This window comes from Nocardia sp. NBC_00508, assembly GCF_036346875.1.
In the GTDB taxonomy this organism is placed as follows: domain Bacteria; phylum Actinomycetota; class Actinomycetes; order Mycobacteriales; family Mycobacteriaceae; genus Nocardia.
Map to the genome: position 1 here is coordinate 3,972,659 of NZ_CP107852.1, position 14,250 is coordinate 3,986,908.

At 68.2% G+C, this 14,250-nt stretch carries 14 protein-coding genes; 8 read left to right on the forward strand and 6 right to left on the reverse strand.

The features are described from left to right. The first annotated feature begins 414 nt into the window (after positions 1–414). From OHA40_RS17605 to OHA40_RS17615, 3 genes are all read left to right on the forward strand, one after another. On the forward strand, positions 415–579 hold the full coding sequence (locus OHA40_RS17605; RefSeq protein ID WP_330228030.1) for a DUF4177 domain-containing protein: 165 nt from the start codon (positions 415–417) through the stop codon (positions 577–579). 12 nt (positions 580–591) lie between these two features. Beyond that, positions 592–1,050 carry a RidA family protein gene (locus OHA40_RS17610; protein WP_330228031.1) on the forward strand — a complete coding sequence of 153 codons (459 nt, stop codon included), beginning with the start codon at positions 592–594 and terminating at the stop codon, positions 1,048–1,050. 92 nt (positions 1,051–1,142) lie between these two features. Next, positions 1,143–1,934 (forward strand): MBL fold metallo-hydrolase, encoded by a 792-nt coding sequence (locus OHA40_RS17615; protein ID WP_330228032.1) that lies wholly within the window; start codon positions 1,143–1,145, stop codon positions 1,932–1,934. A gap of 236 nt (positions 1,935–2,170) precedes the next feature. On the opposite strand, the gene OHA40_RS17620 is transcribed toward OHA40_RS17615, so the two are convergent. After that, positions 2,171–2,845, reverse strand: a complete 675-nt coding sequence (locus OHA40_RS17620; protein ID WP_019044571.1) for a Crp/Fnr family transcriptional regulator — start codon at positions 2,843–2,845, stop codon at positions 2,171–2,173. Positions 2,846–3,046: 201 nt separating this feature from the next. After that, positions 3,047–3,289: a hypothetical protein gene (locus tag OHA40_RS17625; protein WP_062980679.1), complete on the reverse strand. Its 243-nt coding sequence runs from the start codon at positions 3,287–3,289 to the stop codon at positions 3,047–3,049. Between the two features lie 223 nt (positions 3,290–3,512). Here OHA40_RS17625 and nth point away from each other — a divergent pair, with 223 nt between their 5' ends. From nth to OHA40_RS17645, 4 genes are read left to right on the forward strand one after another with little or no spacing between them, the layout of a single operon-like run. Further along, positions 3,513–4,214: an endonuclease III gene (nth, locus tag OHA40_RS17630; protein ID WP_330234235.1), complete on the forward strand. Its 702-nt coding sequence runs from the start codon at positions 3,513–3,515 to the stop codon at positions 4,212–4,214. Beyond that, a complete protein-coding gene (locus OHA40_RS17635) occupies positions 4,211–4,852 on the forward strand; it encodes a TlpA family protein disulfide reductase (RefSeq protein WP_330228033.1) in 642 nt (213 codons plus the stop codon). Before nth ends, OHA40_RS17635 begins: the two co-directional genes overlap by 4 nt. 51 nt (positions 4,853–4,903) lie before the next feature. Further along, entirely contained in the window at positions 4,904–5,620 is a 717-nt protein-coding gene (locus OHA40_RS17640) for an NUDIX hydrolase (RefSeq protein ID WP_330228034.1), read from the forward strand. Further along, on the forward strand, positions 5,617–6,810 hold the full coding sequence (locus tag OHA40_RS17645) for a MarP family serine protease (protein ID WP_330228035.1): 1,194 nt from the start codon (positions 5,617–5,619) through the stop codon (positions 6,808–6,810). Before OHA40_RS17640 ends, OHA40_RS17645 begins: the two co-directional genes overlap by 4 nt. A gap of 426 nt (positions 6,811–7,236) precedes the next feature. On the opposite strand, the gene OHA40_RS17650 is transcribed toward OHA40_RS17645, so the two are convergent. From OHA40_RS17650 to acs, 4 genes are all read right to left on the reverse strand, one after another. Then, on the reverse strand, positions 7,237–8,172 hold the full coding sequence (locus OHA40_RS17650) for an alpha/beta fold hydrolase (protein WP_330228036.1): 936 nt from the start codon (positions 8,170–8,172) through the stop codon (positions 7,237–7,239). A gap of 43 nt (positions 8,173–8,215) precedes the next feature. Beyond that, positions 8,216–8,716: a phage holin family protein gene (locus OHA40_RS17655; RefSeq protein ID WP_330228037.1), complete on the reverse strand. Its 501-nt coding sequence runs from the start codon at positions 8,714–8,716 to the stop codon at positions 8,216–8,218. A gap of 195 nt (positions 8,717–8,911) precedes the next feature. Further along, entirely contained in the window at positions 8,912–10,129 is a 1,218-nt protein-coding gene (nhaA, locus tag OHA40_RS17660) for a Na+/H+ antiporter NhaA (RefSeq protein WP_330234236.1), read from the reverse strand. A 169-nt stretch (positions 10,130–10,298) separates the two neighbouring features. Next, complete coding sequence (gene acs, locus OHA40_RS17665) at positions 10,299–12,245, reverse strand: acetate--CoA ligase (RefSeq protein ID WP_330228038.1); 1,947 nt, start codon at positions 12,243–12,245, stop codon at positions 10,299–10,301. 413 nt (positions 12,246–12,658) lie between these two features. Here acs and OHA40_RS17670 point away from each other — a divergent pair, with 413 nt between their 5' ends. Continuing rightward, positions 12,659–14,248, forward strand: a complete 1,590-nt coding sequence (locus tag OHA40_RS17670; RefSeq protein ID WP_442943742.1) for a peptide ABC transporter substrate-binding protein — start codon at positions 12,659–12,661, stop codon at positions 14,246–14,248. The last annotated feature ends 2 nt before the right edge of the window (positions 14,249–14,250 follow it).

Here is a 14,250-nt window from a genome sequence, read left to right on the forward strand (position 1 = left end):
ACTCCCACGATCGCGAGCCTATAGCTAATCCGCTCCCCCGCCTCTCCGGGTCTTCAGGCCGTACCAGTCAGTGGCCACGCAACCTGCGCTCAGGTCCTGCGTTGGGTGCCGCTCGAGTGCTGGGCGTACCCGGCGAGGTACCGATGTACGTACGAAATCAGTCGTTGCGTCGGCAGAACTACGTCGAGTGGATTGTGTGCACCGTGTCGGTGGATATCCGCGGAAGTGCCCACTGGGCTCACCTCGTCTTTCGAGCGAAGCGAGAGCGAGCATTCTCCGTTCGCGGCTCGGCTCGCATCCGACCGGCCGCAGCGCATGCGACGAAGTCGCGAGTCGTGGCCGGTCGGATGCGAGCCGAGCCGCGAACACGCAGCGCCGCAGGCGCTGCAAATTGGACAGAGCTAGGCTTCGCACATGAGTGATTTGACCCTGTGGGAGTACGCGACCGTGCCATTGCTGACGCACGCGACGAAGCAGATCCTCGATCAGTGGGGAGCCGACGGCTGGGAGTTGGTCAACGTGCTGCCCGGCCCGACCGGTGAACAGCACGTCGCCTACCTCAAGCGGCCGAAGCAGTAAGGGGCTGACGCAGTGACCCAATGGGAGAAGAACCTCGCCGAGCTCGGATTCACCCTGCCTCCGGTCGTGCCCCCGGTCGCGGCCTACATTCCCGCGATCCGCACCGGGTCGCTGGTCTACACCTCCGGCCAGTTGCCTTTCGTGGACGGTCGCTTGTCCGCGGTCGGCAAGGTCGGTGCCGAGGTTTCGGTCGAGGAGGCCAAGGACGCCGCCCGGCTGTGCGCGCTGAACGCGCTGGCAGCGGTGCACGATCTGGTCGGGCTGGATGCGGTGGTGCGCATCGTGAAGGTCGTCGGATTCGTCGCCTCCGCACCCGGATTCGGCGACCAGCCGGTGGTGATCAACGGCGCGTCGGAGTTTCTCGGTCAGGTTTTCGGTGACGCGGGCAAGCACGCGCGCTCCGCGGTCGGCGTCAGCGAGCTACCCAAGAACACCCCGGTCGAGGTCGAACTGATCGCCGAGGTGCGTTAGCCGCACCTCCGCCTGCGCAGGCCGAAGACGGGCTGCGCCCGACAGCGTCCATTGAGCCGCGCTTTCCGGCGCCGTTCCAACCGAGGTTTGCGATGACGTTGACACACCCCGCCTACGGGCAGCTCCGGCAGGTCACCGAGACGGCGGCGGTGCTGCTCGCCGACAATCCGGGGCAGATGACCCTGGAGGGAACCAACACCTGGATTCTGCGGGTGCCGGGACGGTCGGACTGTGTGGTGGTCGACCCGGGGCCAGAGGACGAGACGCACAGCGCCGCGATCGCCGAGGCCACCGGGGGTGAGATCGCTCTCACCCTGATCACGCACCGCCATCGCGACCACACGGGCGGCATCGATCGGCTGACCGAACTGACCGGAACGCCCGTGCGAGCCAAGGATTCCAGCTTTCTGCGCGGCTCGGCCGCGCCGCTGGCCGACGGCGAGGTGATCGAGGTCGCCGGTCTGCGGCTCACCGTGCTGGACACGCCGGGACACACCGCGGACTCGGTGAGTTTCGTCCTCGACGACGCGGTGCTGACCGGGGACACCATTCTCGGCGCGGGCACCACCGTGCTGGATTCCAGCGATGGCACGCTGGCCGACTACCTGTCGTCGCTGGACCGGCTGGTAGAGGCGGGCAGGGGTAAGGCGTTGCTGCCCGCGCACGGCCCGGATCACCGGGACCTGGAGCCGGTGGCGCGCTACTACATCGCGCATCGGCACGAGCGCCTCGAGCAGGTGCGCGAGGCGGTGCGGGAACTCGGTCAGGACGCGGACGCCATGGCGGTGGTGCGGCGGGTGTACACCGACGTGGACGAGCGGTTGTGGCTTGCCGCGCGCAGCTCGGTGCAGGCGCAGCTGGACTATCTGCGGGTGCAGGGCTAGGCGGCTGCCTCGAGCCGTCGCTCGGCCCGGCGCATAAACGGCTGCCTCGAGCCGTCGCTCGGCCCGGCGCATAAGCGGCTGCCTCGAGCCGTCGCTCGGCCCGGCGCATGAGCGGTGGCCTCGAGTCTTTGCTCAGCCCGGCGTGGGATGACGGATTCCGTCCGGCTGTGCTTTTTCCGCGGAAGCGCCGGGTTCAGTGGAGCGCTGAACCCGGCGCGCGGTAAGAGGTTCGTGCGTTACCGTGCGCGGCGGGCGAGCCGCTCGGAGTCGGAGATGAGCACGCTCTTGCCCTCCAGCCGCAGCCAGCCGCGATGCGCGAAGTCGGCGAGCGCCTTGTTGACCGTCTCGCGGGAGGCGCCGACCAGCTGGGCGATCTCCTCCTGGGTCAGGTCGTGGGTGACCCGCAGAGCGCCCGCCTCCTGGGTGCCGAACCGCTGCGCGAGCTGCAACAGGGCCTTGGCCACCCGGCCGGGAACGTCGGTGAAGATCAGGTCGGCCAGGTTGTTGTTGGTCCGGCGCAGGCGGCGGGCCAGAACGCGAAGTAACTGCTCGGCGATCTCGGGCCGCTGGTCGATCCAGGCCTTGAGGGCGTCACGGTCCATCGTCACCGCGCGCACCTCGGTCACCGTGGTGGCGGTGGAGGTACGCGGGCCCGGGTCGAAGATCGACAGCTCGCCGAACATGTCGGACGGGCCCATGATGGTCAGCAAGTTCTCGCGGCCATCGGGCGAACGACGGCCGATCTTCACCTTGCCGGATGTGATGATGTACAGCCGGTCGCCCGGCTCACCCTCGTTGAAGATGACGTGGCCGCGCGGAAAATCCACCGGCTGAAGTTGCTTGGCGAGGGCGGCCACCGCAGTGGGCTCGACGCCCTGGAAGATGCCTGCTCTGGCGAGGGCCTCGTCCACGAATGTGCTCCTTATGGGAAATGGCTCTGTACCGGACCGAAGCGACTCGGCCAACAGCGCAGTCTACGCGGCGTGGTGGCAGCGTAGTGACGGACACCACGTAACGAGTGGATTGCGTGGTGCAGCGGAGAACCGTACCAGTGTGATCAGCGACGCCCGCGGCCCCCTTCGTGGCTACCCGGATATCGACCGCCTCCGGCGTCAACTTGCGCGGGCCACGTCCAGCTCCTCGCCGCGGGAGCGGCGCTTGCGCATCCGGGCCACGGCGGCCGGGAGACCGAGCTTCGTCAGCTCCTTCACTTCGGCGTTGCTTGCTTTGTCCAGGTACTGCTGAACCTCTTCGTCGGGTTCGAGAAGCTTGCGGAGCCGATTCTCGACCCGCTCCATACCCAGTGCGAACAGCATCAACACCACTGGGAAGAGCACCACAGCGAGTCCTTGCATGACGAGCAGTAAACACCGTCCAGGTCTCAGATGGAACACGGCAACTGAACTGGAAGGGCAACGTTGGTCGGCGGTTCCGTATGGTGGACGCGTGCGCGTCTCCCCCTCCACCGCCGCCGGGGACGGGCTTTCGCCCGCCTCCGAGCCCTCCGAAACGCAGTCGGCCGCCGCCGCGGCTCCGAAACGGAAAACCAGGGCGCGACAGGCGGAAACCCGGCTCGGGCTGGTCCGAAGGGCGCGCCGGATGAACCGGGAACTGGCCGTCGCGTTCCCCGATGCGCACTGCGAGCTCGATTTCACCACGCCGCTCGAATTGGCGGTCGCGACAATACTTTCGGCACAGTGCACCGACGAGCGCGTGAATCTCACCACGCCCGCTGTGTTCGCTCGCTACCCGGATGCCCGCGCTTATGCCGAGGCGAACCGCGCGGAGCTGGAGGAATACCTCCGGCCGACCGGGTTCTTCCGGAACAAGGCCGCCGCGCTGATCGGCCTCGGGCAGGCGTTGCTGGAGCATTACGACGGTGAATTGCCTCACACGCTGACCGAGCTCGTCCGGTTGCCCGGCATCGGGCGCAAGACCGCCAACGTGATCCTCGGTAACGCGTTCGGCGTCCCCGGCATCACCGTCGACACCCACTTCGGCCGTCTGGTCCGCCGCTGGGCATGGACCGACGAGGAAGATCCGGTGAAGGTCGAACACATCGTCGGCGCGCTGATCGAGCGCAAGGAATGGACGATGCTCTCGCACCGGGTGATCTTCCACGGCCGCCGCGTCTGCCATGCCCGCAAGCCGGCGTGCGGGGCGTGCATCCTGGCCAAAGACTGTCCATCCTTCGGGGCCGGGCCGGCCGATCCGGAGGCCGCGGCCAAGCTGGTGAAGGGGCCCGAGCGGGAGCATCTGCTCGAGCTGGTGGGCCGGTGAGTTCAGAGCCCTCGGGCGGAGAAGTTGCGGGGCATGCGTGGCGTTGGGCACTTGCCGGTCTGATCGCGGTGGTAGCGCTGGCCGTCGCAGTGTGGCCGCGCGGTGACCATGCCGAGACGCCCACGCCACCGCCGGTTACTTCCGGTGTCTCCAGCGAACTGCGCGCCGCGGCCGGTCCGGCCGACTGCCCGGCTACCGCCACCACGGGGAACGGTCCGCTGGCCGGGATAGCGTTGACCTGCCTGGCAGACGGCAGGCAGGTCGACTTGACCGCCGCGCTGGCGGGCAAGCCCGCCCTGCTGAACCTGTGGGCCTACTGGTGCGCACCATGCGCCCAGGAGTTGCCGTATTTGCAGCAATACGCACAACGAGCTGGGAACGCGATTACCGTGCTGACCGTGCACAGCGACCCTGATGAAGCCAAGGCACTGGCCAGGCTGACCGGACTGAACGTGAAGTTGCCCGGCGTGCTCGACGCGGACGCGCGGGTGCGCGCGGCCGTCGGCGCCCCGGCGGTGTTACCGGTCTCGGTGCTGGTGCGGGCCGACGGCTCGGTCGCCGACGTGGTCGTGCGGGCCTTCGCGGGGGTCGATGACATCGCCGACACCGTCGCGGCCGAGCTCGGGGTGGCCGCATGACGAGGCCTGGCGATCGCTTCGGTCGGTTCGGCGGGTGCGGGGAGGGGTGAGATGACCTTCGAGGTATCGCAAGACATTCCGAAATGGCTGACCAGATCGGCCGAACCGGTGGCCGACACCGCCGACACGTTGACGAAGGCGCGCGCCCTGCGTCGGGCCTTGACGTTGACCTCGACGCCACGCCAGGCCGCGGTGCTCGTCCTGTTCGGCGGCTCCCCGGAGGCGGACCCGGACGCGCCCGGCGGGCTGCCCGCCGACGCGGAAGTGCTGCTCACCCAGCGCGCCTCCACCATGCGGCAGCACCGCGGTCAGGTCGCGTTTCCAGGCGGCGAGGTGGACCCCGGTGATTCCGGGCCGGTCGACACGGCACTGCGGGAGGCGTGCGAGGAAACCGGTCTCGAACGCTCGGGCGTGGAACCGTTCGCCATGCTGCCGACACTCTTCGTGCCGCCGTCCCGGTTCGACGTCACGCCGGTCATCGCGTATTGGCGCACGCCGGGCGAGGTCCGTGTGGTGAACGAGAGCGAGACCGAGCGGGTCGTGCGCGTTCCACTCGCCCAGCTGCTCGATCCGGCGAACCGCTTCGTGGTCCGCAGCAGCCTCGGCTACCAGAGCCCGGCGTTCCAGGTGGACGGCATGCTGGTCTGGGGCTTGACCGGCGGCATCCTCGCCGGGATCAGCAAAGCCTCCGGCTGGGATCGCGAGTGGAACCACGAGGACGTTCGTGATCTGGAGACCGCACTCGCCGCCGTGGGGATGACCTTATGAGTTCGTCGGCCTGGCTCGACATCGCCGTCGTGCTGCTCGCGTTGCTCGCCGCGTCCTCCGGGTGGCGACAGGGCGCGGTGGCCTCCGCGCTGGCCTTTCTCGGCGTGGTGCTCGGCGCCGTCGCGGGCATCTTGATCGCGCCGCACATCCTGATGCACGTCGACGAGGGCCGGACCAGAGTGCTCACCGGCGTGCTGCTGATCGTGGTTCTGGTGATCGTCGGCGAGGTCGCGGGCATGGTGCTCGGGCGCGCCGCGCGCAGCGGGATGCGCCATCCGTTCACCCGCAGCGTGGACAGCGTGGTCGGCGCGGTGTTGCAGGCGGTCGCCGTGCTGGTCACGGCGTGGCTGCTCGCGCTGCCGCTGGCCACCTCGTCGCAGCCGGCCATTGCGACCGCGATCAACGGCTCGCGGGTGCTCGCCGACGTCAATGACGTGGCGCCGAACTGGCTGCGCAGGCTGCCCAACGAGTTCTCCAAGCTGCTCAACACCTCGGGCCTGCCGGATGTGATCGGTCCGTTCGGGCGGGCGCCGATCGCGGCGGTCGAGCCGCCCGATCCGAGCGTGCTCGCCAGCCCGGTCGCCGCCTCGCTGCAGCAGAGTGTGCTGCGCATTCGTGGCGTGGCGCCGAGCTGCCAGCGGGCGCTGGAGGGCTCGGGCTTCGTGATCGCGCCGGAGCGCGTGATGACCAACGCCCACGTCGTCGCGGGCACCAGGAGCGTCTCGGTGGACACCCCGCGCGGTCCGTTGGACGCGAACGTGGTGCTGTTCGACCCGTCCAAGGACATCGCGGTACTCGCGGTGCCCGGGCTGACAGCTCCGGTGGTTCCGCGCGCGCCCGCGCCCGCCCGCTCGGGCGACAGCGCCATCGTGCTCGGCTACCCGGGCGGCGGCCCGTACACCGCCAGCGCGGCTCGGGTCCGGGAGACGCTGGACCTGACCGGCCCGACGATCTACCGCAACGGCACCGTCGAACGTGAGGTCTACACCGTCCGCGGGCAGGTCAGGGCGGGCAATTCCGGTGGGCCGCTGGTGGACACGGAAGGACAGGTGCTCGGCGTGGTGTTCGGCGCCGCCGTCACCGACGACGACACCGGCTACGTGCTCACGCTCGCGGAGGTCCGCGCTCAGCTCGCGGCGGCCGCCGGAGCCGACATCGCGGTCGACACCGGAGCCTGCGTTCTCAGTTGAGTCGGGTCCCGGCCACGCAGGGTGCGTGGCCGGGTAGGCGACTGCCTCGTCATCCCCGGCCTGGCCCGACGCTGCGGACGGACTTCGTCTGGCGGCGCCTATGGGGCCGCCGCCTCGGCCTTTGCCCGGTGCGGGCGCGCGGACGGACTTCGTCTGGCGGCGCTCATGCTGCGGCTCGGCCGGGCGCGTCTGTGGGCGGGAGCTTCATCCGGAGGTGTCATGCCCTACCTCGTCTTGCTGGAGCCTCGCGCGGGGTAAGGCGAACTTCGCCGGACAGCGTTTGTGCGATTTGCTTGCGGGCCGCTGGTGCGGGCGGACGTCGCGCGGCAGCGCTCGTCCTGCGGGCTGCCCGGCCTTGCTCCGCACCGACGCGGGTGCGGACGGAGACTTCGTCTTGCTGCACCCGGGTAGGCGTTTGTGAGGTGCTCAGGCGAGGAGCTTGGCCAGCTCCGTCGTGACGACATCCGGGTTCTCCTGATGGGCGAAGTGCCCGGCCGCGGGGATGCCGACCAGACGCCGTTTCGGCGAGAGGTGCTGGCCGCGACGGAAGGTTCCCGGCAGCACGTAGGGGTCGAGGTCGCCGCGCAGGGTGAGTACCGGCATGTGGATCGGTTCGCGCATGGTCGCCATGAACCGGCGACCGTCCGGACGCCACTGGCTGCGGAAGGCCCAGCGCTGGTATTCCAACGCGCAGTGGGCGGCGCCGGGGATCTGAATAGCCGAGCGCATCCGCCGCGCGGTGTCGACGAATTCGGCGGTGCCCGCCCATCCTGGGCTCACCCGTTGCCGCAGCAGCCGTTCCACCTCGAAGCCATCGGCGGTGGTCAGCAGATGCTCGCCGTAGCGGGGCAGCTGGTAGCGCAGGAAGTTGGGTAGCCAGGTCGCGCGCTGGCGGCGGTTGCGCAGCACGGCGCTCTTCAGCGCCGCCGGATGCGGTGAGCCGACCAGCGCGATCGAACGAACCAGCCGCGGGTGCAGCACCGCGGTGGTCCAGCAGACCAGTCCGCCGTCGGCGTGCCCGACCAGCATGGCCTCGGTGTAGCCGAGGGCGCGGATGAGCCCGGCGATGTCACCGGCCAGTGTCCAGCCGTCGTAGCCGCGCGGCGGCTTGTCGCTGTCGCCGTAGCCGCGTAGATCGACGGCCACGGCGCGATAGCCGAACTCGGCCAGGCCGGTCAATTGATGCCGCCAGGACCACCAGAAGTCCGCGAACCCGTGCAGCAGCACGACCAGCGGGGCATCGGACCGCTCGGGCGCCGCATCGACGACGTGGAATCGAATGCCGTTGGCATGAACGTCCCGATGTGTCCACGGTCCGTCGTAACGGACGCTGGACGGATCCGGAAGCAAGTTCGCCGACACGCCGATCGAGCCTAGTAGCCGACCCACCGGCTCGCGAACGCGCCTAGGAAGTCCGCTTCTCCAGCGCGAGGTGGTCCTCCTGCCCGCCCAGCGCATGCGGCAGCACCGTGCGCGCCTGCTTCAGCGAGTCGATCGTCTTCTCCGGCGCGCGCAGCTTCTTCATCCGCCGATAGCCGAGGAACGCGAGCACCGCGGTCGCCACGATCATGAGTCCGAAGACGATCAGGAAGGCCGCCCAGCGCGCCAGCCACACGTCGAGCAGCTCGCCGAGGAAGAAGAAAAAGAAGAACGTGCTGAACAGCAGCACGGTCAGCGCGAGGATGAAGTAGACGCTGCCCTGCAGGCCCTTCTTGATCTCACCGGTGACCTCGGCCTTGGCCAGTGCCACCTCGGCGCGGACCAGGGTCGACATCTGCTCGGCGGCGTCGCGAACCAAAGTTCCGAAGCTGGCGGAGCCGAGTGGATCGGCGTCTGTGAGGGGGATGGAGGTCACCGTACGACCGCGCTGCGCGTCGTTCCCGTTACCGCCGTGGTTGAAACTCACTTGGTCGACCCTTCTCCCTGTCCGGGCACTGCTTGCGCCCCGTTCGATCCGCGGCGCCTCCGGTGCCCTCCACTGGTCACGCAGGCTACCCGCCTCCGGGCACGTTGCTCGCGCCGCTGTGTTCCATCTACGGCGCTCCCGGTGCCCTTCGTGGCCACGCAGGCTGCCGCCTCCGGGCACGTCGCTCGCGCCGCCTTACTCTTCACGTTGTAGCGCACGGGCGTCCCGCCGCGCCTGGTGGACACGCCCGCGCCGCAACAGTAGCGCCGAACCGGCGAGCGACGCCGTCATTGATGTCACCAACACAGCGGTTTTCGCCAATTCGACAGATGACCCGTCCGCGACATCGGAGAGCGCGAGTTCCGCCACGAGAAGGCTAACGGTGAAGCCGATTCCGCCGAGCACCGACAGGGCGAACATATCCCGCCAGCCGAGTTCGCGCGGGCGCGTCGCGATGCCGAGCCGGATTGCCACCCAGCTCATCCCGAAGATTCCGAGCGGTTTGCCCACCAGCAGGCCGAGAACCACGGCGAGGGCGAGCCTGTCGCTGACCAGCTCACCGAAAACGTTGGTGTTCAACGTGACTCCGGAGGCGAAGAGCGCGAACAACGGAACGCACACGCCGGCGGAGACCGGCTGGAACAAGTGCTCCAGTCGCGTGGAGGGCGCCTCCCGCTCGCCGGGATCGAGACGCACCCTGGTGAGCAGGCCGAGCACGACACCAGCGATGGTGGGGTGGATGCCCGCCTCGTGCAGTGCGTACCAGGACATCAGCGCCAGCGGGAGATAGCACAACGGCGTGCTGATCCGTTTGCGCTGTGCCAGCACCCAGACGGCGAAGCATCCGGCCGCGGCCAGCAGCCACAGCAGCGCCACTGTCGTGGTGAACAGCACCGCGATCAGGATGATCGCTATCACGTCGTCGACCACCGCGAGGCTGAGCAGGAAAACGCGTGCGCCCGCCGGGATGCGCGAGCCGGTCAACGCGAGCACCGCCAGTGCGAACGCGATATCGGTGGCGACCGGAATGGCCCAGCCCCGGTCCATGCCGGGGACGCCGAACCCGACCGCCGCTGCGATCAGCGCGGGGGCCAGCACACCGCCGATCGCCGCGATCACCGGTAACGTGGCGCGCTTGCGGTCGGCGAGTTCGCCGACCATCAGTTCACGTTTGAGCTCCAGCCCGGCGACGAAGAAGAACACCGCGAGCAGGCCGTCTTTGGTCCAGTCGGCGAGAGTCAGTTCCAGATGCAGCGGCGGGATCGCGACGACTGTCTCGGTCATCGTCCAGTAGCTCGCACCCCACGGCGAGTTCACCCACAGCAACGCGGTCGCCGCTGCGATCAGAAGCAATGCGCCACCGACGGTTTCGGTGCGGAGATAACGGGATAGTTCCGAGCGCACCTGCGTGATCACGGGAAACCTTTCGGGCAGTGGTCGGGCCGAGTGGACGCGGTGACCACCGACGTCGGCGTTCGATGCGCGTCCGCTTGCCGACCAGACTTCCCGGCACTCCTTACGCAATTCTAACGGGTGCGGCCGGTGGCGAAGTCCGCCACCGGCCGCACGCACGCTGTCCGGGTCAGTCCTTGCCCGCCCGGATCGCCTCGAAGACGCCCGGGTCGAGGAGGGTGGAGGTGTCGCCGAGTTCGCGTCCTTCGGCGACGTCGCGCAGCAGGCGGCGCATGATTTTGCCGCTGCGGGTTTTGGGCAGTTCGGGCACCACGTGGATCTCCCGCGGCCGGGCGATCGGGCTGATCTCGCGTGACACCTCGGCCTTCAGTTCGTCCACCAGGTCCTGCCCGGTGTCCTCGGCGCCGGCGGTGAGGATGACGAAGGCGACGATGCCTTGGCCGGTGGTGGCGTCGGTGGCGCCGACGACCGCGGCCTCCGCGATGCCGGCGTGTCCGACGAGGGCGGATTCGACTTCGGCGGTGGAGATGCGGTGGCCGGAGACGTTCATGACGTCATCGACGCGGCCGAGCACCCACAGGTCGCCGTCGGTGTCGAGTTTGGCGCCGTCGCCGGCGAAGTAGAAGCCCTGCTCGGCGAAGCGTTCCCAGTAGGTGGACTTGTAGCGTTCCATATCGCCCCAGATGCCGCGCAGCATCGATGGCCAGGGTTGGTCGAGCACCAGGTAGCCGTTGGCTTCGGTCTCGCCGAGCCGCACCGGGTTGCCTTCCTCGTCCACAACCGTCGCCGAGATGCCGGGCAGCGGGATCATGGCGGCGCCGGGTTTGGTGGCGGTGACGCCGGGCAGGGGGGAGATCATGATGGCGCCGGTCTCGGTCTGCCACCAGGTGTCCACGATCGGTGTCTTCTTCGCGCCGATGACCTCGCGGTACCAGCGCCAGGCTTCGGGGTTGATCGGTTCGCCGACCGAGCCCAGCAGCCGCAGACTGGACAGGTCGTGCGCGTCGGGGATATCGCGGCCCCATTTCATGAAGGTGCGCACCAGGGTGGGGGCGGTGTAGTAGATGGTGACGCCGTATTTTTCGATGATCTGCCAGTGCCGGTGCTCGTCCGGGAAGTTTGGGGTGCCCTCGTAGAGCACCTGTGTGGCCCGGTTGGCCAGGGGGCCGTAGACGATGTAGCTGTGGCCGGTGACCCAGCCGATGTCGGCGGTGCACCAGTAGACGTCCTGGCCGGGTTTGTGGTCGAAGACGTAGTGGTGGGTGTAGGCGGTTTGGGTGAGGTAGCCGCCGGTGGTGTGCAGGATGCCTTTGGGTTTTCCGGTGGTTCCGGAGGTGTAGAGGATGAACAGGGGGTGTTCGGCGTCGAAGGATTCGGGTTCGTGGGTGGGGGCGGCGGTGGTGACCGTGTCGTGCCACCACAGGTCGCGGCCTTCGGTCCAGGGGACTTCGATACCGGTGCGGCGGACCACCAGGACGTGCTCGACGCTGGAGGGGGTGTCGCCCAGCGCATTGTCGACGGCGGCTTTGAGTGGGGCGGCGGTTCCGCGGCGCCATTGCCCGTCGGTAGTGATGATCAGCCGGGCGTTCGCGTCGTCGACGCGTTGGCGAAGCGCGGTGGGGGAGAATCCGGCGAACACGACCGAGTGAGTCAGGCCGAGGCGAGCGCAGGCGAGCATGGCCACGATCGCCTCGGGGATCATCGGCATGTAGATCGCCACCCGGTCACCGGCGGCGAGTCCGAGTTCGGTCAGGTAGTTCGCCGCCCGGCACACCTCGTCGAGCAGTTCACCGTAGGTGATGGCGCGGGTGTCGCCGGGTTCGCCCTCCCAGTGGATGGCGACCTGGTCGCCGTGTCCGGCCAGCACGTGGCGGTCCACGCAGTTGTAGGCGACGTTGAGCTTGCCGCCGACGAACCACTTGGCCACCGGAGCGTCACTCCAGTCCAGCACCTGCTCGAACGGTCGATGCCAATGCAGCCTGCCGGCCTGCTCCGCCCAGAATGCATCGCGATCGGCCGCGGCCCGCTCGTACAGCGTGGCGTCGGCGTTCGCGGCGGCGGCGAACTCCTGGGTCGGCGGGTACGAGTCCCTGTGGTCGGCGGTGGTTTCAGTCATTTCGTCTCTTCTTTCCACGTAGCCTGAGTGCACGATTCGACGCAGCCGAGTTCGACAGTAATCAACGGTGACTTACGCCGCGTGCGGTGTGCCGATCGGGTTTCGCCGCCGTCATGCCGTCGCGCGTCCGCCGGACGGCCGCCCCCGATGCGGCGACCTCGGCTGACCGCGACGGCGGCAATGTTCCGGCCAACCGGGCATTTGCGCACCAAACTTCGGGTGTTTCGGCAATGTTGCCGGATCGGTAACAAGTGCAACGAACTCGGATCAATCCGGTGACAGTGCCCGCGCCGCTGGTTACTCTGCCAACCACACAGGCGGATCGTGTCGGCATGCGCTGGTGGACCTCACGCGGGTGTCGTCCGGCTCCCCCCTTCTCGCATCGGGAGAACGCGTTGAAATTCCACAGAGCAATGGCGATGACAGCGGCGGTATTACTGGCCACGAGCCTCGGACTGGCCGCCTGTTCCTCCGGCGGCGGCGCCGATGCCGACATCGTCACCGTCAACGGTGGCGAGCCGCAGAATCCGTTGGTACCCACCAATACCAACGAGAACATGGGCGGGCGCGTGGTCGACCGCTTGTTCGCGGGCCTGAAGTACTACGACGCCAACGGCAAGGCGCACGACGAAATGGCGGAGTCGATCCAGACCACGGATCGCAAGAACTACCGGGTCACCCTCGAACCGAACTGGAAGTTCAGCGACGGCACCCCGGTGACGGCCAAGTCGTTCGTCGACGCGTGGAACTACGGCGCGCTCGGCAGCAATGGCCAGCTGCAGAGCTATGTGTTCAGCCCGATCCTCGGTTTCGACGAGGTGTCCGCGGAAAAGCCGGCGGCACAGACGATGTCGGGCCTGAAGGTGGTCGATGACCGCACCTTCACCATCGAGCTGAAGGCGCCCTCGATCGACTTCGAGACCGGGCTCGGATACGCGCCGTTCTACCCGCTGCCGGAGGCCGCATTCAAGGACATGAAGGCGTACGGGGAGAACCCGATCGGCAACGGCCCCTACAAGTTCGCCCGCACCGGGGCTTGGGAGCACAACGTCAAGATCGATCTGGTGCCCAATCCGGACTACCCCGGTGGCCGCCCGGCCAAGAACAAGGGTCTGCGGTTCGTGATGTACCAGTCCTACGACACCGCGTACGCCGACCTGCAAGCGGGCAACCTCGACGCGCTCGACACCGTGCCCGACAGCGCGCTCACCTCCTACCACCAGGAACTCGGCGACCGCGCGATCTCCAAGCCGGTCGCGCAGAACCAGCACATCGGCATCCAGTCCAACGTGCCGCACTTCTCGGGCCAGGAAGGGCTGCTGCGGCGCAGAGCGATTTCGATGGCGATCAACCGAGAACAGATATCCCAGAACATCTTCCAGGGCACCCGGATTCCGGCGCGCGACTTCACCGCGAGCACGCTGCCCGGGTTCGACCCGAACCTGCCCGGCTCGGAGGTGCTGAAGTACAACCCCGACGAGGCCAAGAAACTGTGGGCGCAGGCCGACGCGATCGCGCCGTGGTCGGGGCGCTACCAGATCGCCTACAACTCCGACGGCGGCCACCAGGCCTGGATCGAGGCTGTAGCGAACAGCGTGAAGAACACCCTCGGCATCGACGCGGTCGGCACGCCGTACCCGACGTTCAAGAACGTCCGCGACGAGATCACCGGGCACACGATCGACAAGGCGTTCCGCTACGGCTGGCAGGGCGACTACCCGACCATGCTGCAGTTCCTCACCTCGCAGTACTACAGCTACTCCGAGACCAACAATGTCGACTACAACAACCCCGAATTCGACCGCCTGCTCGACGCCGCGCAGGCCGCGCCGACCCAGGACGAGTCCTACAAGATCATCGCGCAGGCCCAGGCCCTGCTGATCAAGGACATGGCCGACATCCCGGTGCTCGACTACGTCGCCGCCGCGGGTCGCTCGGACCGGGTGCGGAAGGCCGAACTCGCCTGGAACGGCCTGTTCGCCTTCGAGAACATCGAGAAGTAGCC

What these genes read in the sequence shown, in the direction of transcription:
- acs (WP_330228038.1), bottom strand. Translation starts at nt 12,245, where the DNA reads ATGACTGAAACCACCGCCGACCACAGGGACTCGTACCCGCCGACCCAG.
- OHA40_RS17605 (WP_330228030.1), top strand. Translation starts at nt 415, where the DNA reads ATGAGTGATTTGACCCTGTGGGAGTACGCGACCGTGCCATTGCTGACG.
- OHA40_RS17615 (WP_330228032.1), top strand. Translation starts at nt 1,143, where the DNA reads ATGACGTTGACACACCCCGCCTACGGGCAGCTCCGGCAGGTCACCGAG.
- OHA40_RS17670 (WP_442943742.1), top strand. Translation starts at nt 12,659, where the DNA reads ATGGCGATGACAGCGGCGGTATTACTGGCCACGAGCCTCGGACTGGCC.
- OHA40_RS17625 (WP_062980679.1), bottom strand. Translation starts at nt 3,289, where the DNA reads ATGCAAGGACTCGCTGTGGTGCTCTTCCCAGTGGTGTTGATGCTGTTC.
- OHA40_RS17640 (WP_330228034.1), top strand. Translation starts at nt 4,904, where the DNA reads ATGACCTTCGAGGTATCGCAAGACATTCCGAAATGGCTGACCAGATCG.
- OHA40_RS17645 (WP_330228035.1), top strand. Translation starts at nt 5,617, where the DNA reads ATGAGTTCGTCGGCCTGGCTCGACATCGCCGTCGTGCTGCTCGCGTTG.